The sequence below is a fragment of the Streptomyces sp. AC555_RSS877 genome (assembly GCF_019049245.1).
Taxonomy (GTDB): domain Bacteria; phylum Actinomycetota; class Actinomycetes; order Streptomycetales; family Streptomycetaceae; genus Streptomyces.
This window is the reverse complement of record NZ_JAGMUK010000182.1, coordinates 15,690-35,448: the sequence shown is the minus strand read 5'-3', so window position 1 is coordinate 35,448 and position 19,759 is coordinate 15,690. Positions and strand designations below refer to the sequence as shown.

Here is a 19,759-nt window from a genome sequence, read left to right as displayed (position 1 = left end):
TGGGTAGTCGCGGAGCCGGGCGTCACAGGCAGTTGCGCAGCGCGTGGCTGAGCGCGTTGGCCCGGTCGTCGGGGAGGCCGCCGGGTTGTGCGGTCTGGTAGGCGAAGGCGATCTCGGCTTCGAGGTGGGCGAAGCCGAGGCAGCCGCCCAGGCCGTCGTGGCCGAAGCTGCCGGGGCCGATCATCGGCCGGTGGGCGGAGCTGGTCATGAAGCCGGTGCCCCAGCCGCTGCTGGCGTCTGGGCCCACGAACGGGCGGCCCTCGGAGCGCACCACGAGGGCATCGCGGACGATGTCCGGGCCCAGCAGCCTGACTCCGTAGACCTCGCCCACCGTGGCCGCGTACAGCCGTGCCAGGCTGCGGGCGCTGGTCACGAGATTGTCTGCTGGCATCTCGACCGACAGCCATGCTTCCGTGTTGGCGACCTGGGCGATCCGGGCGGCGTCGATGAGACCGCCCAGGCTGACGGAGCGTTCGATCATCGGTACGGCGAAGGCTTCGGCCATCATGGCGACGGCTTCGGGGTCGGTGCTGGGCAGCGGGTCCGCCAGGGGGTGAAGTTCGGCGGACGCGGGGTCGGCGCCGTACGTCATCGCCAGGTTCAGGGGATCGGCGATGTGCTCGCGCAGCCACTGGCCGGGGAGCAGTCCCGTGGCCCGGCGCAGCACCTCGCCGGCCAGCCAGCCGAACGTGAGCGCGTGGTAGGCGTACGCCGTCCCGGGAGCCCAGGCCGGTGCCTGCCGGGCCAGCGTGTCCATCACCGGCCGCCAGGCGCGCAGTTCCTCCCACGTCAGATCCGTCTCGGGCGCCGCCAGGCCGGCCCGGTGCGCGAGGGGTGCCGTACGGTCGTCGCCTCCTTGCCGTTCTCGGCGAACTCCGGCCAGTACTTCGCCACCGGGGCGTCGAGTTCGATCAGTCCGCGCTCGGCGGCCATCAGCAGGCAGACGGTGGTGACGCCCTTGCTGACGGAGAACACCACGGTGCGGGCCTCGGGCGTCCAGGCGCCCCGGGCGGTCTGCCCCGCCCAGATGTCCACCACCGGCGCGCCCTGGGCGTACACCACACAGGAGGCGGCCGTGTCACCGCGCTGCCGGAAGTTGTCGGCGAAGGCGTCCGCGACCGGTTCGAATCCGCTGTCCACGCGGCCTTTCACCTGTGCTGCTGTCATTTCACGCACTTCCTCGTGTGGTGTTGTCCCGCTTCGAATCCGGGATCAGCTCGTGCATGGCCTCGGCCCACCGGTCAGCGGTACTGATCTGCGTGGGTCTCGGCCCCTTGCACCGTCTACTTGCGGTTGAGGGCGTTCATCGCCTGGGGCAGAAAGCGGGGCAGATCGTCGTAGTCGTAAAATCGCGTCGTCGCGCCCGGATGAGTGCCGTTGCCGTAGAACCAGGTGGTAACGGGCACCTGGGCCCGGCCGAGTGCGGCGACGAAGTTCTCGGCCATCTGGTGCACGAGGATCTCCAGGGGCGCTCCCGTGATGGCGCTCACGATGTCGTCGTAGCGGCCGGGCAGCCCGTTGCCGCTGGCGAGGAACAGTGATACTCCGCGCAGCTCGGCAGCCAGGTCGACCAGATTGTGCGCTTGCCAGTTGTCGGCCTGCAGGGTTCGGTCGCCGAAGATGCGCGGGTCGTAGCCCGCGGAGATCACGACGGGAGTGATCGGGTACAACGCGTCGAGGTCCACAGCGCCGGAGAGGGAGCGGGCGGCGACCAATACCCCCGGGTTGCGGGCCGGGTACGCCATCGCGCCGAAGCCGCCCATCGAGCTGCCGGTGGTCGCGCGTCGGCCTGTCGTACGGAAGGTCTCGTCCAACCACGGGAGCAGCTCACGGAGGTGGAACGTCTCCCACGTCGGGGGCGGGAACGGCACTGGACCGTTCAACAGATCGAGGCCGGTGACGGGGGTGCCGTACCAGTCCGCGTAGAAGCCGGCCGGGTCACCGTCGGGCTCGACGAAGATCACGTCGTTGTCGCCCAGCACCTGCTCCACTTCGCCGGCGGGCCAGGTGCTGGGCGAGTTGTTGGTGCCGTGCAGGTGCATCATGACCGGGTAGCGCTTGCCGGGCGAGCGGTCGTAGTCGGCGGGCAGGATGACGCGCACCCGAACAAGCCCGTCGGACATGGCGTCGCCGACCGCTTTCGAACGGAACGCGTACATCCGTGTGCGGGCGTCGATCCGCTCGACCGAAACCAGGATCAGTCCCACCTCGGGCTGCGTGGTCCGGACCACGCAGAACGGGCTGTCAGCCGCCGACGCCGGGCTCGGGGCTGTTACCCCGACGAACAGGACCAGTGCCGAAGCGAGCATCAGCACCACCCGCCGGGCTGCGGGCCGGGCTCGGCACACATTGGCTCCCGCGGTCATGTCAGGCACTCCCTCGTGCCGCGTTGTCCCGGATCTGCGTGATGATCTGTGGCCAGAGCGGACGGGGCAGCTCATGGCCCATGCCGGGGTAGATGGTCAGCTTCGAGTCCGCGATCAGTTCGTGCATGAGTTTGGAGGCGTCGGCGCTGATCAGGCGGTCGCCGTCGCCGTGCAGGATCGTGGTGGGCACCGTGATGTGGTGCAGGCGCGGCGTTCGGTCCGGGGAGTTGTCGAGCGATTCCAGCTGCCGCTCGATGCCGTCCGGGTCGTAGTCCCGGTTGTACATCTGGCCGCAGAGCTCGCGAAGCCAGGCGATGTCCTGGGCGTATCCGGGTGAGGCGCACACCGCTTCGTTGTCCAGGTACAGCGCGATCGCCTCGTCGCGATTGCGGGCCCGGGGGCGGTGCGTCCGCTCGTCGACCAGGTCGCGTCCGGCGAGGAAGTCCGTGCTGGGCGCCGTGTAGACAAGGGCCAGGGTGAGCACGCGCGCGGGGTGGTCGAGGGCGAGTTGCTGGGCGACCATGCCGCCCATCGACTGTCCGACGATGTGCGCCGAGGGAATGTCGAGCGCGGTGAGCAGGCCCGCGGTGTCGTTCGCCATGTCGGCCAGGGTGTAGCCGCCCTGCGGAAACTTCTGCGAGAGGCCCTCGCGGTCGGCGGCGAACCCCGGGGCACCGGGATGAGCGTGAACGACCTGACGACGAGCTGATGCGGCACCTGGGCGAGTCCACGAAACCCGGACCGGCCGGCTGGTCCTCGCGGCAGACGACGCCCGCGACGTCGTGCCTGGGCGTAGGGGGTGGACGGGGCCGCGTGCAGGCTCCGGGTGTCGAGTGGACGCCTCTTCGTAGGGGTGTCGCGCCGCAGGTGAGGGGGTGGCGCGGCGTGGGCGGTGCGCAGGGCGCTCCGCGGTGTCCGTGTGTACGCCGGTCAGTGCGCCGTCCTGGTGTCCCCTTCGTGCTCGATGCCCAGCAGTGCGAGGGCGTTGTGGATGCCCTGGTCGAGGACTTGGTCGGCGAGTTGCGGGTCGGCGAGGGCTCGTGAGAGCTGGAGTGTGCCGGCCATCATGGCGTAGGAGCTGAGTGCCATGGGGCGGACCGAGAGCGGGTCGCCCGGCGCCAGGCGGGCGGCGATGCCGTCGGCGATTACCAGTACGCCCTCGGTGTAAGCCTGCTTGGTGGGGTGTGTGCACCGCCCTATCTCGTCGAGCAGGGCGGCGGAGGGGCAGCCGACGTCACGGCTGTCACGGTGCCAAGGGGACAGGTACCAGCGCACGATCTGTTCGAGGCCGGCGCGACCGGGTTGCGCGTGCGCGACGATAGTCGCGTTCTGGGCCTGCAGCTGGTCGGCGATCGTGGTGGCCACCAGGTCGTCCTTGGACGTGAAGTGGGTGTAGAAGGCGCCGTTGGTCAGCCCGGCGTCCTTCATGAGCGCCGCGATGCCTGAGCCGTCGATGCCGTCCTCCTTGAAGCGGCGGCCCGCTGTCTCGATGATCCTCTGCCGGGTGGCCTGCTTGTGCTCTTTCCTGTATCGCACCGCACACTCCTCTGCGCGCCGGGTGGGCCGCTCGCTCTCCGTCGGCTCCTCCAATGTATTGTATTGTGAACGTAATTCAATAGCCCCGGATTCCCGCGCTCTCGCGGGCGGGGCGGGGCCGCCGCTCCTCGGCTCCCGCCGCGGAACCGCTTGCGCCGCCGGCCCGCAGGCGGTTCCGCGGCAGGGCCGCGGGTTCCGCTCGCTACAGGAACCCCCCGCGTGCCCGAGTCGCCCGCTTAACATTATGGACATAATTTAATTTTCCTGCGGCTCGGCGCGGTGGATTCCGGGGTGATCGGAGCGAGCCGGTGATCGAGCGGTTCGAGCGGATTGTCGGCCTGATCCACAGCCCTGGCTCGCCGCATGGGGCGCCGGCCAAGGGCAGCGGCCCCGCAGACCCGGCATGTCTTGCGTGTGCTGCGTGAGCAGACCCGCGAGACATGACGGGCACCCGCCCACAGGAGAAGGACGTCATGAGTGCCTATCTGGCAGACAAGGCCGAGAACCTCACCGTGGAGGGTCCCTCCGCGACCTTCACCTACCGGCGCATGCGCGGCTCCGGCCGTCATCACCGTCGAGCCTGGGCTGCCGGTGCGTACCGGCGACGTGACCTCGTAGCGCTCCCCGACGCGACAGGCGGCACGCATTACTGGTCGTCCGCCTGCCGTCACCCCGCGCCTGTCCTGCGGACAGGGGTCCGCGGGCCTGCTCCCGTCGTTGGCGGTGTCCGGCGACCGGGACTCCCGGCGGCGCGCAATTCTGTCTCGGTGCCGGGTCTCGCGAAGAGACCGTGAAGCGTCCCGTCCCGCGCGCTCACAGTGAAACGATCACACGCACCGGGCATCACCGCGCTGCCGGGCCCGGATGCCGTAGCGCTCGCTCGGTGCAGGTGGTCGACGGTGAAGGCGGTGGAGAGGAGGTCCACGATGCGTGAGCTGCTGCCGAGCAGGAGATTCGAACTCATCCGCTCCGACGACGCGGCGTCCCGAGCGACGACGGTGCAGTCACCGGCGAGAACGACGATCATCACCTCGACCCGTTCGCCCGGCTCGACGCCGACCTGGGTGAAGGCCTTCACTTCGCGATCGGTCCACGTCACGCTCGTGACGCGGTCGCGGGCATACGCCTGCACAGTCTCCCGTGCCGGACGGCGGCCCGCCCTGGTCAGCGTCACCGTGGCCCGCAGCGCCCCCGTGGACGTGACAACGGATTCTGGATCGTCGGGTCCGAGTCGTGCACCGCCGTGCAGCTGAGGTCCTCGCCGAAGGCGAACAGCGGATCCTGTGTCAGATCGGCGCACCTGTAGCTGTGCTGCCCCCGGACCTGGTTGGTAGTGGACCGGCAGCCGCCCGCTCGGCTCGGTGCGCCCGAGCAAGAGCTCGGCGACCGCCCGACGCCTGCATCCCCTGGGTGAAGGCCTGGACGATGGCGTCCGCGCCGAGTGCCGGGGCGGGCAGGGTCGAGGGCTTGCCCTGGACCAGGACGACGAAGGGCCGGTCGAGCTTCCGCAGGGCGTCGAGGAGTGCGATCTGACGTCCCATGAGCTCCAGCGTCGCCATGGAGCGGCCTTCCCCGGTCAGGCCGACGGTGTTGCCGACGAGCGCCGCAAGCGCTGCACCAGGTCCGCTGCGGGTGCAGGCGGGAGTTGCGCCGTACCGGTGGCGGGGGTTCGGGGCTGACGCGGGCGTCGTCGTGGTCCACGGTGCGCACTCCGGCCCAGTCCTCGTCCTGAAATCCGGGGCGCAGCCAGGCGTCGTCCTCAGCCGGGCATCGAAGTCCGTCGTGCAGATCGTCGGCTGTCCCCGGTCCGGGACCGGACGGCCACGGCTCGCCGGTCATGACCAGCGTCTCGTGGCCGCCGGCGAAGGTGAGCCGCTCCTGCCCTGGTGCCACCCCCGACGTCCGGGGAACCCGTGATTCCGCCGCTGTGGGTTCCGTCCGGCCCGCCCACTTGCACCCTGATGAAATTATGGTCATACTTCAATGGTCGACGGGTTGTTCAGGGACCTGATCCAAGGGGTTTCCCACTTCCTGGGCCTCCTCTGACCGCCGACTCCGGACTGCAGTCGCAGCCGGGAGGCCGGGAACCGCTCTGCGCCCACCTGTGAGGAAGCAGAAATTGGCGCACAGTGGCGGTAACCCACACATCGAAGGGCACGACCGTGAACGCACGCGAAACACGAGGCGATGGCGACGTGGTGACGTCGTACAAGAACGCGCAGACCCGCACCGTCACCGCCGACGGAGTGACCTTCGCCTACCGCGACCTCGGCCCCCGGACCGGCATGCCGGTCATCTTCATCACCCACCTCGCCGCGGTCCTGGACAACTGGGACCCCCGGGTCGTCGACGGCATCGCCGCCAAGCACCGGGTGATCACGTTCGACAACAGGGGCGTGGGCGCGTCCAGCGGCGAGACGCCGAAGACCATCGAGGAGATGGCCAAGGACGCCGTCACCTTCATCCGCGCGCTGGGCTTCGAGCAGGTGGACGTCCTCAGCTTCTCGATGGGCGCCATGATCGCCCAGGTGATCGCCCGGACCGATCCGCAGCTCATCCGCAGGCTGATCCTCGCGGGCACCGGCCCGGCCGGCGGCGAGGGCATCAAGAACGTGACCCGGATCTCGCACTACGACACCCTCCGGGCACTGCTCACCCTTCAGGACGTCAAGCAGTTCCTCTTCTTCACCCGCACCCCGAACGGGATTCGGGCCGGCAAGGAGTTCCTGGCCCGCCTGAAGGAGCGCACTCAGGACCGGGACAAGGCGATCGCTCTCAAGTCCTACTTCTCCCAGCTCAAGGCCATCCACCGCTGGGGGCTGGCAAAGCCGCAGGATCTGTCCGTCATCAAGCAGCCCGTACTCGTCGCCAACGGTGACGACGACCGCATGGTTCCGACGTCGAACACGCATGACCTGGCCCGGCGACTGCCCAACGCCGAGCTGGTGATCTACCCCGACGGCGGCCACGGCGGCATCTTCCAGTACCACGAGCAGTTCGTGCCGAAGGCTCTCGAGTTCTTCGGCCGGCCGTAGGGCCGCGGTGCGGTCTGCGTACGGGCCGAGGATGTTGACTCAGAGCCGTGACGCCCGGCGGGCGTCACGGCTCTCGTCACCTGTTCGACCTGACTGACCTGCTCGCTTCTCTGCCCTACGGCGCCGAGGCGGTGCCGTGCAGGAAGGCGATGCGGAGAACGGTGTGGTCGACGTCCCGTCCGGGCGCCCGGCCCAGGTCCAGGACCTGCGCTGCCGCCACGGCGTATCGAATGTGCGCAGCGCCTCCCGCGGTACGAGCGGGGGACCGACGCGTCGGTGCCGTTTCCGAGATTGCAGGTGTCCCTGGTGGTCACCTGCTCACGCTGGCGGCCGAACGCGGGTGCGGCACTGGCGTCCTGGCCCTGGCCAGGTGGTCACCCAGCCGGTATCGACCGGCACCGCGCCAGGGCGAGGACGTTCTCGACTCCCTGCTCGAGGACCTCGTCGGAGAACTTCCGGTCGGAGAGCGCGCGGGACAGCTGCAGCGTTCCCACCGCCATGGCGTAGAGCCCGATGGCCTGACCGCGGGCGGACTGCGGATCCTCCGGATCCAGGCGGGCGGCGAGCTCGTCCACGATGGCTTTGGCGCCGTCGGTGTAGGCATCCTTGGTCGCGTCACCGCAGCGGCCGATCTCGTCGAGCAGGGCTGCTGACGGGCAGCCGTCGCCGGGGTTGTCCCGGTGCTCGGGGGACAGGTACCCGCGGATGAGATCCTCGAGTCCGGCGAGGCCGGGCCGCAGCGTGCCGTACTGCTCCACCTGCGTGCGCAGCTGCTCGGCGACGACGTGGGCGACGAGGTCGTCCTTGGATTCGAAGTGGGCGTAGAAGGCTCCGTTGGTGAGTCCGGCATCCGACATCAGCGTGGAGATCCCGGAGCCGTCGATGCCGTCCTGCTTGAACCGGTGGCCGGCGGTCTCGATGATCCGCTGCCGCGTCACCTGCTTGTGCTCCTTGGTGTAGCGCGCCACAGGGTTTCCTCCCTCAACTTTGCCGGCCATTGCCTCGTATCCCATTCTAATCTATGGCCTGACGCACGTAATATTATGGTCGGCAGGTGATATTGCGGCCGATACGCCGCCCATCGGACGGCAGAGCGTGGGCTCGCGTGGCGACCTTGGCCGCCGCCCGGCTCGCCGCCCTCACGCGGACAATCAGGAGAGCAATGATGCTCAGCCCGAGCCGCAGTCATGGGATGGGGCCGAGTCCACGTCCGGTGCGACGAGTCCGGATCCGGAGCCGCGGGGCGGGACCTCCTCGTCGCCGGCGTACCGCTCGCGTTGCGAGCGCATGTGCGGCGCTGCCTGGATGCGACGCCGTGCGTACGCCGAAGCGCCCGAGGGAAGCGATTGCCTCGGGCGCCGGGCGCTGTGGTCAGGCGGTGTGGGTGGGGTAGTCGGTGTAGCCGGCCGCGCCGCCGCCGTAGAAGGTGGCGGGGTCGGGGGTGTTCAGGGGTGCGCCGGCGCGTATGCGCTCGACCAGGTCGGGGTTGGCGAGTGCCATCGAGCCCACGGTGATGACGTCGGCGATGCCGTTGTCGATGTCCTTGGCGCGGGTGGCGATGTCGGTGCCCGCCCGGTTGAGGAGCAGCGTGTTCGGCCACAGGTCGCGCAGTGTGCCCAGGAGTTCCTCGTCGCCGCCGTGGGCGAGGTGCAGGTAGGCGAGGTCGAGGGGGGCGAGGGCGCGCACGAGGTGCGGGTAGAGCTCGTGGGTGTCGTCCTCCGCGAGGTCGCCGAGCTGGAAGGGGTTGCCGGGGGAGAGCCGGATGCCGGTGCGGTCGGCTCCGATCTCGTCGGCCACGGCGGTGGCGACCTCCACCGCGAAGCGGATGCGGTTGTCGAGGGAGCCGCCGTACTGGTCGGTGCGCTGGTTGGTGCTGGGGAAGAGGAACTGGTGGACCAGGTAGCCGTTGGCGCCGTGGATCTCGACGCCGTCGGCGCCGGCCGCGATGGCGGCCGCGGCGGCGCGGCGGAAGTCGTCGACCGTCGCGGCGACCTCCTCGGTGGACAGTGCGCGGGGCTCCGGCATCTCCTGCATCCCGGAGCCGGTGAACGTCTGGCCTGCCGGCTTGATCGCGGAGGGGGCCACCGGCTGCCGGTGGTGGGGGGTGTTGTCGGGATGCGAGATCCGCCCGACATGCATGAGCTGGATGACGATGCGCCCATCGGCCTTGTGCACGGCGTCGGTGACCTTGCGCCAGCCCGCGATGTGCTCGTCGGTGTAGATGCCCGGGGTCACCGGGTAGCCCTGGCCGTCGGCGGAGGGCTGGGTGCCCTCGGTGATGATCAGGGCGTGCGAGGCGCGCTGGGCGTAGTACTCGGCGTTCAGCTCGGTCGGCACACCTTCCGGCGTGGCCCTGCTGCGGGTCAGGGGTGACATCGCCAGACGGTGCGGCAGGGAGATCTTTCCGGCGACGGTCGGGGTCCACAGGCTGTCGAGCATGCGTGATTCCTCAGATTGTTGGTGGCGGACATCCGGCAGGCCGGGCGTTCCCGGCGTGAATCCGATGAGGCATCCGCCATGAGCATGGAAAGTTACATTACGTTCGTGATTCTTTGCTGGTGGCGGGCGGCGCAAGATGGCCCGGAACGGCCGTCGGCCGAGGACGTGCCGTTCGCCTTGCGTGCGCAGCCATCTACTCGTCGAGGAACTGAAGCGCGTGCTTCAGGAACCGCTCGGGGTACTGGAACTGTGCTCCGTGCCCGGCGTCGGGGTAGATGAGCAGCTGGGCGTCGGGGATGTTCTGGGCGAGGTGCCAGGAGTTGATCGAGGCGATCATCACGTCGTTCTCGCCGTTGAGGACCAGCGTCGGCTGGGTGATCGCGTTCAGGTAGGCGTAGGGGTTCTCGCCCGGCAGCGGTTCCGCGTAGGCCATCGTCGCTTCGAACTGCGCCTGTGCGACCGCGGGTGAGCTCGGCGGGTCCTGGTCGGCCCGCTGGTGGCGTCGCTCCCAGAAGGCCCGGCCCGCCTCGACCGCGGCCTCCGAGCGGCCGAAGAACAGGAAGAGGAAGTCCTCCAGGCCGGGGACCGGATTCAGTGCCACCTCGGGCACCTTGGGGTCCATCGTCGGGTCCCCGCCCCGGAGCCCGGTGCCGAGCAGGAGAAGCTTGCGCACCAGCTGGGGGTGGCGCAGCGTGACCTCCTGTGCCTGGTAACCGCCGAGCGAGAAGCCGAGCAGATCGACCTGCTGCAGCCCCATCGCCTGGATGGCGGCGGCGATGTCGTCGGCCATGTCCTCGACCCGGTTGCGAGGAGTACCGGACGACGAGGCGACGCCACGCCCGTTGAACAGGATGACCTCACGGCCTTCGGCCAGGCCGTCGGTGAGCAGGGGGTCCCAGTTGTCCATTCCCCCGCGGAAGTGCTGGACGAGGAAGATCGGGACGCCGGAGGGCTTGCCCCAGCGTCGGTAGGCGAACCGGTCGCCGTCGACCTCGACGTACTGGGTCGGTGCGGTCACATGCGTATCACTCATGGCCTGAGCCTTTCTGGAGGGATGAGCAATACGATGACGGTCGTAATATAAAAAGTCAACCTCATAGATGTTGATCGACATCTATGTATGCCCGTGTTCGGACCCCGGTGGGTGCGGCGGGGCCCTCCGGCCAGGAGAGCCGGCGGCCGGGCTGCCGTTGAGACGTGCCCGGCCGCCGTGGGAACCCTGATGGGTGGGGGATGGAAGCTGCCCGGGGTGTTGCGGCGCCTACGGGCGCCCTGTGGGACGCTGCGGTCGGTCGTGGGTGCGGCCGGGGGTGATCAGAGGGCTTCTCTGACCCGGCCGATGTACTCACCCAGCTGGTACTCGACGTCGAGGCCCTTTCGGCGGCCAGTGCGCCGAGCCCGACCGCACGCGCGGCGAATCCCGGCCGGGCCCGGGGGCGGGTTCATCGCCGCCGGCATCGCCAGCGCCACGTCGTCGTCGGCGGTGACGCGGAGCCGGAGGGGCTGTCCAGTGGCCCGTATGCGAGCCGGCTGAGAGCGTGTCGGACAGGTGTGTGTCTGCCCTGCGTCGGGTGCCGGGTCCGGACAGCCGCCCGAGGCCGCCTGGGCGGGCCGGCGGAGCGTCGCAGGACTGTCCACCGCGTGCGAGGTGATCGGCAGCGACGTCCGTCGGTGTGGATCGTGCTTCCCATGGTTCAGGTCCTGGGGCAGCCGTTCACGGCGTGTGATCGGCGCGGCGGAGGACAGGGCGCAGGGTTTCGATGACGGCGGGGTCGTCCACGGTGGAGGGGATGGGTTCGTCGTGGCCGTCGGCGATGCCGCGCATGGTCTTGCGCAGGATCTTGCCCGAGCGGGTCTTGGGCAGGGCTGCCACGACCGTGACGTCCTTGAGGGAGGCGACGGCGCCGATGCGTGTCCGTACGAGCTGGACGAGTTCGGCCTCGACCTCGCTCGCGTCGCGGCTGATGCCGGCTTTGAGGACGACCAGGCCGCGCGGGATCTGGCCCTTGAGTTCGTCGGCGACGCCGATGACGGCGCATTCGGCGACGTCGGGGTGGGCGGCCAGGGCCTCCTCCATGCTGCCGGTGGACAGCCGGTGTCCGGCGACGTTGATGACGTCGTCGGTGCGGCCCATGACGAAGACGTAGCCGTCGTCGTCGATGTGGCCGCTGTCGCCGGTGAGGTAGTAGCCGTCGTAGGCGGAGAGGTAGGAGGCGACGTAGCGGTCGTCGTCGTTCCAGAGGGTGGGCAATGCGCCGGGCGGCAGGGGAAGTCTCACCACGATCGCGCCGTCGACGCCCGCGGGTACGGGCTCGCCCGAGGGGTCGAGGACGCGGACGTCCCAGCCCGGGAGCGGGCGGGTGGGGGAGCCGGGCTTGGGGGGCGCGGTCTCGATGCCGACCGGGTTGGCTACGATGGGCCAGCCGGTCTCGGTCTGCCACCAGTGGTCGATCACCGGGATGCCCAGCAGAGCGCTCGCCCAGTGGTAGGTCTCGGGGTCGAGGCGCTCGCCGGCGAGGAAGAGGTGGCGCAGGCCGCTCAGGTCGTAGTCGGCCGTGAGTGCTCCCTGCGGGTCCTCCTTGCGGATGGCCCGGAAGGCGGTGGGGGCGGTGAACATGGTCTTGGCCCGGTGCTCGGCGGCCACGCGCCAGAACTGGCCGGCGTCCGGGGTGCCGACCGGCTTGCCCTCGTACAGGATGGTCGTGGCGCCGGCCAGCAGGGGCGCGTAGACGATGTACGAGTGCCCGACGACCCAGCCGACGTCGGAGCCGGTGAACATGGTCTCGCCGGGGCCCACGTCGTAGACGGCGCCCATCGACCAGTGCAAGGCGACCGCGTAGCCGCCGCAGTCGCGTACGACTCCCTTGGGTTTTCCGGTCGTTCCGGACGTGTAGAGGATGTAGAGGGGGTCGGTGGCGGGCACGGGAACACAGTCGGCCGGCTGCGCGGCGGCAACCAGATCCGCCCAGTCGAGATTATCGGGTCCCAACTCGGCGGACTGCTGCGGGCGTTGCAGGATCACGCTCTTCTGTGGTTTGTGGACCGCGAGTTCGATCGCCTGGTCGAGCAGGGGCTTGTACGCGATCACACGCTTGCCCTCGATGCCGCACGAGGCGGAGACCACCACCTTGGGGGCCGCGTCGTCGATGCGCAGGGCGAGTTCGCGCGGGGCGAATCCGCCGAAGACGACCGAGTGCACCGCGCCGATCCGTGCGCAGGCCAGCATCGCGACGACAGCCTCGGGGACCATCGGCATGTAGATCACCACCCGGTCGCCGTGCCCCACGCCGAGCCCCGCCAGTGCCCCGGCGAAGGCCGCCACCTCGTCTCTCAACTGCGCGTAGCTGTAGGTGCGTCGGGTGTCGGTCACGGGTGAGTCGTAGACGAGCGCGGGCTGCTCACCCCGGCCGGCCTCGACGTGCCGGTCGAGCGCGTTGAAACAGACGTTGAGCCGCCCGTCGGGAAACCAACGGTAGAAGGGCGCGCCCGAGGAATCCAGGGCGCGGCGCGGGGCGACGTCCCAGTCGATGCCCTCCGCCGCCTTCAGCCAGAAGCGCTCTGGGTCCTCGGTACTGGCGCGGAAGACATCCTCGTACGTTCCCATCGCGCACTCCTTTGTGGCCTCGGGACGGTGTGTGGTTGCGGGCGGAACGGTGTCGGACACACGTACCGTATGCCGGTCGGCGTGGTCGAGCAGGATGCCGGTGACCGGTGAACCCGGTCACCGGCATCGCGGTGGTGCGGCGGCCTGGCGGACAGGCCTGACGTCAGGCGCGGCTTTCGCTCACGCGCCGAGGTGCTTGCGGAGCCACTGGCCCATCTGCCCGATGGCCTGGTCCACCTCGGGTACGCGTCCGGCGCCCATGATGAACGAGTGCTGCCCTTCGGGCATCGCCTGGGTCTCGGTGGTGACCTTGAAGTCCGCGAGGCGGCGGCCGAGCTGGGCGCCGTCGTCGGCGAGGGTCTCGTACTCGCCGTAATGGACGAGCGTGGGCGGCAGGCCGGTCAGGTCGGCGTGCACGAGGCTGATCTGCGGGTCGGCGAAGTCCACGGCGGGATCCTGCAGCCAGGCTCCGCGGAAGAACTCCAGGGACCCCCGGCTGAGCATCTTGTCGTTCGTCTCGTTGGCGTCCACCGCCGGGTTCTGGATGGTGAGGTCGGTCCAGGGGGAGACGCTGACGATCGCGCCGGGGGTGGCCTCGCCCTTGGCGAGCAGGCGCAGCGGCAGCATCACTGCCAGGGTGCCGCCGATCGAGTGGCCCGTACTGCCGATGTTCCGCGGCTCGTAGCCCTGCGCGAGCAGCCACCGGTAGGCGGTCTCGGCGTCGTCGAGCTGCGCCGGATGGGGGTGCTCGGGCGCCAGGCGGAAGTCCACGACCAGCGAGCGGGCGCCGGCCGCCTTCGCGATGTGGCCCGCGGCCTTGCGGTCGGAGTGCATGGAGGCCGCGACAGAACCACCGAAGTGGAAGTGCAGCAGCGCGCGGTCGGGATCGGCACCCTCGGGGATGGCCCACAGCGCGGGGACGCCGTCCGCGTCCACTTCGGCGTAGGTGACGCCTTCCGGCTCGGTCGACGCCTTGTGGCTCGAGTCGATGATGTCACGGATGACGGCCAGGTCGAGGCCCGGTGTCGACGCCTTCGCGCTCACACTCGCGAGGAACTCCGCGAACTCGAGTGCCTCTGGGCTTATTCCCATGGTGATGCTCCTTCTCACGCTGGTGCCGTGCCGGGTTCCCCTGCGGCAGCCGGGTCGATCGTTGGTCATGACACTACTTGCTGAGTATAGAAAAGTAAACTTAGGTGCGCTGGGATCACCCTGATGGATGCAAGGAGATCCTTCAGGGCATCGGAAAGGGCCCCGTCTGGACGGGGGAGCACGTCCAGCGGCTCGATCGCCCGGACCCCGGGGGCCGTCGGTGAGACGTAGAGGGCTCTGATCCCGTGCAGATCTGGTACGGCGTGTCCCTGCCGAAGTGCTTGCGGAGACTGCATCTGACCTGCGGCGCAACGGTTGCGTCGACCACTTGTCGGCTGGGCCGCCCGCGAGTTCGCCTTCACCCTTCAGGTGGTCACTGAGAACGACGCCTGGTGCGGATGGGGGAGGGCGGTGCTGGGGGCGCACTTGTGTCTACCGGAGCTGCGGACGGCCCCGCAGCACACCGAGGAGGGGGAGCGGCGAAGGAGCCGCCTTCTGCGCTGACGAGGCAACAGCAAGTCCCCCGCCGGTCCTCTCGCGAAGCGATCAACCCCCAGAACTCCTACCGCTGCAGATCGGCGGCCCGGGATCCGAGTTCCCTTCCCGTCAGGACCCTGTACTGCAGGCCGCGAAACTCGAGTTCGGAATCCTGGGGTGAGCTGACGCTGCCGAGCCACCCGAGAACGAACGCTGCAGGTACGGAAACCAGGCCTGGGGTCTGGAACGGATACCAGTCGAAGTGTGCTTCCGGCCACAGCGCGAACACGGTTCCCGAGACGACGGGCGAGAAGGCCGTGAGGACGGTGCAGAACAGTAGACCGCCGTAAACGGACCACAGTGATCCTCTGCGGTTGAACCGGCGCCAGAAGAACGAGTAGACCAATGCGGGGAAGATGCATGACGCCGCGACACTGATCGAGAAAGCGACCGGGAAATCAGTCGGATACCGGTAGAGGGCAGCGGCCAGTGAAAGGCCCACTGGCTTTGTCAGCGAGTTACGGCTCTGGTCCAATTCTTGTGGCGCGGTTACTGCTCGTGACCGATCGGTCCCAGGGCCTCCGCGATCCGTTGGAATTCGTGGCGCCACTGAGCGGCGTCGGCACTGTCCACCCAGCCGGTCAGCAGTTCCGATCCGTCTTGGAGTACACACTGCAGAGCGAGCACGGCTGACGAGCGGAGAGCCAACGGAAGCTGCGGCAGAGGCTCTCTGGGGCCGTCATCAGGGTCGATCACAATCCCGCTGCCCTGGACCGTGCTGGCAACGAGAGCCGCGGCGGCCACCGCTTCGGTGCCGTCGCCGCCATCCACGCGTGCTCCGGAACCCGTGACTCGCTGGAACGGAGTTGCCCACCTCGGCAGCACGAATCCGGGAGGCAACGGCGCTGCCCCGGCTCGAGGCCGCGTCGGCGGCAGGCCGGAGAGGGCGCGGAGGGTGGCGGTGCAGGGACTCGGCCGTTCAGCGGCTCCGGTCGACGCGGTCGACGAAGTCGCCGATCGCGGTGGCGAAGGCGGCGGGCGCCTCCTGCGCGACGAAATGCCCGACGTCCGAGATCGTGACCGCGGTGACGTCGCCGGCGACCTGGCGCATCGTCCGCTCGGTGAAGGGGGCGTTGATGCCGTCGACGGCGAGCACGGGAACGGTCAGCGGCCGCGACTCGGCCAGTGCCCGCATCCGGTCGCCGCCGGTCAGGGAGGAACGGTAGAGCTCCTCGGTGCCGCGCCAGCCGCCCGGCCGCGCGTAGGTGCGGGCGAACTCCTCGAGGTCGGCCTCGGTGACCCCGTCCGGCACCATCGTCATCACTGAGACGGCCCAGTCGAGCATCACTCGCTCGCGGCCGGCCAGGAACAGCTCCGGAATTCCCGGGGCGGCAAGGAATCCCACGTGCCAGGAGCCGCCGTTCCTCACGTCGGCCAGCATCTCCCAGCCGTACCCCGGAAGGGTGGTCTCGACGCCGGTGAAGCTGAGGATGTCGCCGGGGTGCGTGGCCGCGAACGCGAAGACCGGCCCGCCGCTGATGTCCTGGCAGGTCACGTGCACGGGCCCGACGCCGAGGTGGGCGACCAGCCGGTGCAGGTCCTCCGCCATGGTGGCCAGGTCGTGGTCGCCGTCAGCGATGCCGGAGTCGCCGAAGCCGCGCAGGTCGACGGCGAACACCCGGTGGGTGGCGGCGAGCAGCGGGATGACGTCGCGGAAGGCCCACCAGGACTCCGGCCACCCGTGCACCAGCAGGATCGGGGAGCCGGTGTCGCCCGCTGAGACGTAGTGCAACGTGGTGCCGTTGACCTCGGCGGTGTGGTGCGTGACGCCCGCCACGGCGGGCGAGGTGGTCACGAAAGAGCTGGTCATGCGGTGACTCCCAAGATAGACAATCAGGTTGACTTTAGTGTTGGTCAACCTGGTTGTCCAGGTCAAGGGAAGATCTAGACTGTGGTCATGTCCTCACGATCCGGCGCCGATCTCGCCCTGCTGCTCCTGGGCAGCTATCGCAATCTGGTGGACGAAGTGGTCCGGGAGCTGGCGACCCGGGGATACCCCGAGGCCCGGCCGTCGCACGAGTACGCGATCCGGGCCATCCGAGCCGGCGCCGACAGCGCCTCGGACTTGGCCCGCAGACTCGCCATCACCAAGCAGGCCGCGGCGAAGACGATCGCCGCGCTCGCCGAACGCGGCTACGTCACCACCGAGACCGACCCCGCCGACAGCCGCCGCAAGAACATCCGGATCACCGATCACGGGATCGGGCTGATCACCGAGAGCACGGCGATCTTCGACGAGGTGCGGGCCCGCTGGGAAGTGCGTCTGGGCGCCGCCGAACTCGCCGAGCTGGAAACGCAGCTCGCCCAATTCGTCGGCGACTCGCCCATCAACCTCGACGCTCCGGGCTGGGCGGCGGGACAGGAACTGCGCTAGCGGTCAGCCGAGGGTCGTGGTCGGCAGGTCGGCGCTGCTTTCGGGGCCGCCGGAGACATCGGCGGGCCGAGGGATTCGCGTTTGTACAACCGTTTCACGCCACCGGGATGCCGGCCCACCTGCTCAAGCTCGAGCTGGCCACCCGGACGGTTCCGTCGGGATTCCAGCCTGTTTTGGCTCCACGTGGATGGGCTCGTCGTCGTGTGGGCGGGCGTGGTGTCGTCGTAGGTTTGGGAGGACCGGGCCGGCTGGTTCCCCCCCCGACAGGGTTGACTCGACGGCCCGGCCCTCTGTGCGATGCGGGGTGGAGTGAGTTGCACGGCTGATCGGCAGCCGCCCTGTGATCGTGATCTGGCTCTGCTAGCAGCCGGCCTGTCCACGTACTCTCCGATGCGGTTCTGGCAAGATTTTCGTAAGCGGAGATCATCTGGGTGCCGTGGTCGACCGGTCCGCGTAAATGCGGCGGAAGTGGGCTATGAGGACGACGCGGTGGCGGAGGGTGGGACGCCGACGCGTCCTGCCATCAGGCGTTTCTGGAGCTTGATGTCGGTGATCCGGCCTTCGTTGACAACGGAGCAGTAGGTGGTGGCGATCCCTTGGGCGACGGCGTGCTGGTCTTCGCGCAGGGCTCCGGCGATACCGGCAAGCGGTGGCAGCCCGCTGTGAGAGAGCGCGTCGAGCCAGGTCGGCAGGGGTGCTGCATCGCGGTTGTCGAGCATGCCGCGAACCGGCGGACCAAGTCGTGGGTGCGCTTGAGTTCCGGACAGTGCGCGAGGAGCCGGTGCAGGCGGTCGGTGACGTGTAGGCCGCGCGGCGGTCCGGGGGGGTGGTGATCCAGCGGCCGGTCTCGCGTGGGGACGGCGGGTGCTCGCGGGGCTGGTCCAGCGGCAGACCCCGTCGCAGGGGCGCGAGGGCCATCTTCACGCGCTGGTAGTGCCCGAGGTAACCCTTGCTGCGGAGTTCCGCGTGGAGGACCACCGCATTGTGTTCGCCCTCGTCCTAGCGTTGTTGCAGGTAGTCGCGGTAGGGATCCAGGGTGGAGGGCTTGCGGGGCGGGCGGCGCATGACCTCCTGCCAGGTGCGAACGTGGGCATACTTGCGCACGGTTTCGCGGTCCAGGCCGAGCTCGCGGGTCACGGCGCTGTAGCTGCGGCCGGTGTCGGTCAGGGTGTGTACGGCCTGGTGGTTCTGTCGGTCGGTTGGTGGCTCTGGTCCACTTTCTTGTGGGCACTCACTCCGCGTGACAGCTCATTGACCTGGGTGGGCAATGGACCCCGCTGAACTCAGCTTCAGTCACATTGCATGGGCTGTGGGCTCCCCGGGCGATAGTTTGACTCGATGATCAACCTGCAGGTTCGTCACGAGTCCGGGACCATCGTGGCTGGGTCCGAGCATGGCGTCGCCTGGGGCGTGTCGCTCGCAGAAAATTACCGGTCGCAGTTTCCCATGCTCGCCGGTGTCTGCCCGTTCGCGGATGCCGTCTTCAATGTCTGGCAAATCCCCATGCTGCTTGAGGAGTTGGACCGTCTGCCCGCAGCGCGAGGTGGCCCTTGGGTTGACGCGGTGCGAGCCTTGTGCCGGACTGCGGAGGAAGGCTCCCATCGATACGTCTGCTTCGTTGGTGACTGATCACGTGCCCTTGGTCCTGACCGCGGCCGGCATCACGCCAACAGGACCCGTTTGCGTAGGAGTTCGAATCCTGCGCGGCCGAACATTTGGCGCTTGAGCATCTTGATCCGGTTGACATGGCCTTCCGGTGCGGAGTACGCCGATCAGAGACTGTTCGATGGGATCGGACGACCGCGTACTTCGGTTCTCGTACAGCCAGGCGGTGGCGACGAAGAGGCCGCACTGCAGGATGCCCCATGCCATCGCGGCGGTGTCGTGACCCCTCCGGTCACCGCGCCGGACAGAGGGTCCGTGAGCGGCCTGGTGTCAGTCGTTGTCGGGCGCCATGGAGACCACGACCTTGCCGGCCTTGGTGCGGCCCTGCTCGACGTGTGTCATCGCCTCGAGCGTCTGGTCGAAGGGGAAGGTGCTGTCGATGACCGGGCGGAGTTTCCCGCTGTCGTAGAGGGCGCCGAGTTTGCGCAGCTGGGAGCCGTTGGCCTGCATGAAGAGGAACTCGTAGCGCACGCCCAGCGCTTTGGCCTGCTTGCGGATGTTGCGGCTGAGGGTGTTCATGATCAGGCCCAGGACGGAGGGGGCGCCGAGCTGCTTGGCGAAGCCGGCGTCGGGCGGGCCGACGACACTGATGGCCAGGCCGCCGGGCTTCAGTACGGTCAGTGACTTCTCGAGGTTCGCTCCGCCCAGGGAGTCCAGCACCAGGTCGTAGCCGGACAGCACCTTGGAGAAGTCTTCCTTGGTGTAGTCGACGACGATGTCGGCGCCGAGGCTCCTGACCAACTCCTCGGACCTGGTGTTCGCGGTCGTCGCCACCGTGGCGCCGAGGTGCTTGGCGAGCTGGATGACCGTGGACCCGAGGCCGCCGGCTCCGGCGTGGATGAGCACTTTCTGCCCCGGCTTCACGTGCGCGCGGTCGACGAGGGTCTGCCAGGCGGTCAGGGCCACCAGCGGCACCGCGGCTGCCTCTTCCAGGGAGAGTGAGGCCGGTTTGGGGGCGACATCGTCCGCGTCGATCGCGATGTACTCCGCGAAGCCCCCGACCCGCAGGTCGCGCGGGCGGGCGTAGACCTCGTCGCCGACCTCGAAGCCGCGTACGGCGGAGCCGACCTGTGTCACGACGCCCGCCACGTCGTGGCCGAGCACGAACGGG

Annotated in this window: 20 protein-coding genes; 3 read left to right on the top strand and 17 right to left on the bottom strand. The window is 69.0% G+C overall.

Translation table 11 applies throughout. The annotated features are described in order from the left end of the window. Positions 1–22 precede the first annotated feature (22 nt). From KUM49_RS39480 to KUM49_RS39450, 7 genes are all read right to left on the bottom strand, one after another. The gene (locus KUM49_RS39480) at positions 23–778 is read right to left on the bottom strand and encodes a serine hydrolase (RefSeq protein WP_254402513.1); all 756 of its coding nucleotides are present in this window, start codon (positions 776–778) and stop codon (positions 23–25) included. Positions 779–789: 11 nt separating this feature from the next. Then, the gene (locus KUM49_RS39475) at positions 790–1,167 is read right to left on the bottom strand and encodes a serine hydrolase domain-containing protein (RefSeq protein ID WP_217241756.1); all 378 of its coding nucleotides are present in this window, start codon (positions 1,165–1,167) and stop codon (positions 790–792) included. A 116-nt stretch (positions 1,168–1,283) separates the two neighbouring features. Next, entirely contained in the window at positions 1,284–2,366 is a 1,083-nt protein-coding gene (locus tag KUM49_RS39470; protein WP_254402489.1) for an alpha/beta hydrolase family protein, read from the bottom strand. 1 nt (position 2,367) lies between these two features. Next, positions 2,368–3,300, bottom strand: coding sequence for an alpha/beta fold hydrolase (locus KUM49_RS39465; RefSeq protein ID WP_302185562.1), 933 nt, complete (start codon positions 3,298–3,300; stop codon positions 2,368–2,370). Beyond that, positions 3,297–3,902: a TetR/AcrR family transcriptional regulator gene (locus tag KUM49_RS39460; RefSeq protein ID WP_217241755.1), complete on the bottom strand. Its 606-nt coding sequence runs from the start codon at positions 3,900–3,902 to the stop codon at positions 3,297–3,299. Before KUM49_RS39460 ends, KUM49_RS39465 begins: the two co-directional genes overlap by 4 nt. 667 nt (positions 3,903–4,569) lie before the next feature. Next, positions 4,570–5,001, bottom strand: a complete 432-nt coding sequence (locus KUM49_RS49270; protein WP_217241754.1) for a hypothetical protein — start codon at positions 4,999–5,001, stop codon at positions 4,570–4,572. 187 nt (positions 5,002–5,188) lie between these two features. Next, positions 5,189–5,443: a hypothetical protein gene (locus tag KUM49_RS39450; RefSeq protein ID WP_217241753.1), complete on the bottom strand. Its 255-nt coding sequence runs from the start codon at positions 5,441–5,443 to the stop codon at positions 5,189–5,191. A 621-nt stretch (positions 5,444–6,064) separates the two neighbouring features. On the opposite strand from KUM49_RS39450, the gene KUM49_RS39445 reads away from it, so the two are divergent. After that, the gene (locus KUM49_RS39445; RefSeq protein ID WP_308406959.1) at positions 6,065–6,937 is read left to right on the top strand and encodes an alpha/beta hydrolase; all 873 of its coding nucleotides are present in this window, start codon (positions 6,065–6,067) and stop codon (positions 6,935–6,937) included. Between the two features lie 374 nt (positions 6,938–7,311). Here KUM49_RS39445 and KUM49_RS39440 read toward each other — a convergent pair whose 3' ends face one another. The 8 genes from KUM49_RS39440 to KUM49_RS39405 all read right to left on the bottom strand — a co-directional run bounded on the left by KUM49_RS39440 (position 7,312) and on the right by KUM49_RS39405 (position 16,419). After that, complete coding sequence (locus tag KUM49_RS39440; protein ID WP_217241752.1) at positions 7,312–7,905, bottom strand: TetR/AcrR family transcriptional regulator; 594 nt, start codon at positions 7,903–7,905, stop codon at positions 7,312–7,314. 403 nt (positions 7,906–8,308) lie between these two features. Then, positions 8,309–9,376 carry an alkene reductase gene (locus KUM49_RS39435; RefSeq protein ID WP_217241751.1) on the bottom strand — a complete coding sequence of 356 codons (1,068 nt, stop codon included), beginning with the start codon at positions 9,374–9,376 and terminating at the stop codon, positions 8,309–8,311. A 193-nt stretch (positions 9,377–9,569) separates the two neighbouring features. Next, on the bottom strand, positions 9,570–10,409 hold the full coding sequence (locus tag KUM49_RS39430) for an alpha/beta fold hydrolase (protein WP_217241750.1): 840 nt from the start codon (positions 10,407–10,409) through the stop codon (positions 9,570–9,572). A gap of 681 nt (positions 10,410–11,090) precedes the next feature. Next, complete coding sequence (locus KUM49_RS39425) at positions 11,091–12,980, bottom strand: propionyl-CoA synthetase (RefSeq protein ID WP_217241749.1); 1,890 nt, start codon at positions 12,978–12,980, stop codon at positions 11,091–11,093. 180 nt (positions 12,981–13,160) lie between these two features. Continuing rightward, positions 13,161–14,072, bottom strand: a complete 912-nt coding sequence (locus KUM49_RS39420; RefSeq protein ID WP_217241748.1) for an alpha/beta hydrolase — start codon at positions 14,070–14,072, stop codon at positions 13,161–13,163. Between the two features lie 562 nt (positions 14,073–14,634). Further along, entirely contained in the window at positions 14,635–15,051 is a 417-nt protein-coding gene (locus KUM49_RS39415; RefSeq protein WP_217241747.1) for a hypothetical protein, read from the bottom strand. A gap of 47 nt (positions 15,052–15,098) precedes the next feature. Next, positions 15,099–15,380, bottom strand: coding sequence for a DUF4259 domain-containing protein (locus tag KUM49_RS39410; protein ID WP_308406958.1), 282 nt, complete (start codon positions 15,378–15,380; stop codon positions 15,099–15,101). Between the two features lie 148 nt (positions 15,381–15,528). After that, positions 15,529–16,419, bottom strand: coding sequence for an alpha/beta fold hydrolase (locus KUM49_RS39405; protein ID WP_254402486.1), 891 nt, complete (start codon positions 16,417–16,419; stop codon positions 15,529–15,531). 87 nt (positions 16,420–16,506) lie between these two features. Here KUM49_RS39405 and KUM49_RS39400 point away from each other — a divergent pair, with 87 nt between their 5' ends. After that, positions 16,507–16,983 (top strand): MarR family winged helix-turn-helix transcriptional regulator, encoded by a 477-nt coding sequence (locus tag KUM49_RS39400; RefSeq protein ID WP_217241746.1) that lies wholly within the window; start codon positions 16,507–16,509, stop codon positions 16,981–16,983. A 473-nt stretch (positions 16,984–17,456) separates the two neighbouring features. Here KUM49_RS39400 and KUM49_RS39395 read toward each other — a convergent pair whose 3' ends face one another. Further along, positions 17,457–17,702 carry a hypothetical protein gene (locus KUM49_RS39395; protein WP_217241745.1) on the bottom strand — a complete coding sequence of 82 codons (246 nt, stop codon included), beginning with the start codon at positions 17,700–17,702 and terminating at the stop codon, positions 17,457–17,459. Between the two features lie 619 nt (positions 17,703–18,321). On the opposite strand from KUM49_RS39395, the gene KUM49_RS39390 reads away from it, so the two are divergent. After that, the gene (locus tag KUM49_RS39390; protein ID WP_217241744.1) at positions 18,322–18,612 is read left to right on the top strand and encodes a hypothetical protein; all 291 of its coding nucleotides are present in this window, start codon (positions 18,322–18,324) and stop codon (positions 18,610–18,612) included. A gap of 306 nt (positions 18,613–18,918) precedes the next feature. Here the strand turns inward: KUM49_RS39390 and KUM49_RS39385 are convergent. Next, on the bottom strand, positions 18,919–19,759 hold an 841-nt coding region (locus tag KUM49_RS39385), incomplete at its 5' end, for an NADP-dependent oxidoreductase (protein ID WP_254402485.1).

What these genes read in the sequence shown, in the direction of transcription:
- KUM49_RS39435 (WP_217241751.1), bottom strand. Translation starts at nt 9,376, where the DNA reads ATGCTCGACAGCCTGTGGACCCCGACCGTCGCCGGAAAGATCTCCCTG.
- KUM49_RS39420 (WP_217241748.1), bottom strand. Translation starts at nt 14,072, where the DNA reads ATGGGAATAAGCCCAGAGGCACTCGAGTTCGCGGAGTTCCTCGCGAGT.
- KUM49_RS39390 (WP_217241744.1), top strand. Translation starts at nt 18,322, where the DNA reads ATGATCAACCTGCAGGTTCGTCACGAGTCCGGGACCATCGTGGCTGGG.
- KUM49_RS39450 (WP_217241753.1), bottom strand. Translation starts at nt 5,443, where the DNA reads ATGGGACGTCAGATCGCACTCCTCGACGCCCTGCGGAAGCTCGACCGG.
- KUM49_RS39425 (WP_217241749.1), bottom strand. Translation starts at nt 12,980, where the DNA reads ATGGGAACGTACGAGGATGTCTTCCGCGCCAGTACCGAGGACCCAGAG.
- KUM49_RS39395 (WP_217241745.1), bottom strand. Translation starts at nt 17,702, where the DNA reads ATGCTCGACAACCGCGATGCAGCACCCCTGCCGACCTGGCTCGACGCG.
- KUM49_RS39405 (WP_254402486.1), bottom strand. Translation starts at nt 16,419, where the DNA reads ATGACCAGCTCTTTCGTGACCACCTCGCCCGCCGTGGCGGGCGTCACG.
- KUM49_RS39430 (WP_217241750.1), bottom strand. Translation starts at nt 10,409, where the DNA reads ATGAGTGATACGCATGTGACCGCACCGACCCAGTACGTCGAGGTCGAC.
- KUM49_RS39475 (WP_217241756.1), bottom strand. Translation starts at nt 1,167, where the DNA reads ATGACAGCAGCACAGGTGAAAGGCCGCGTGGACAGCGGATTCGAACCG.
- KUM49_RS39470 (WP_254402489.1), bottom strand. Translation starts at nt 2,366, where the DNA reads ATGACCGCGGGAGCCAATGTGTGCCGAGCCCGGCCCGCAGCCCGGCGG.
- KUM49_RS39400 (WP_217241746.1), top strand. Translation starts at nt 16,507, where the DNA reads ATGTCCTCACGATCCGGCGCCGATCTCGCCCTGCTGCTCCTGGGCAGC.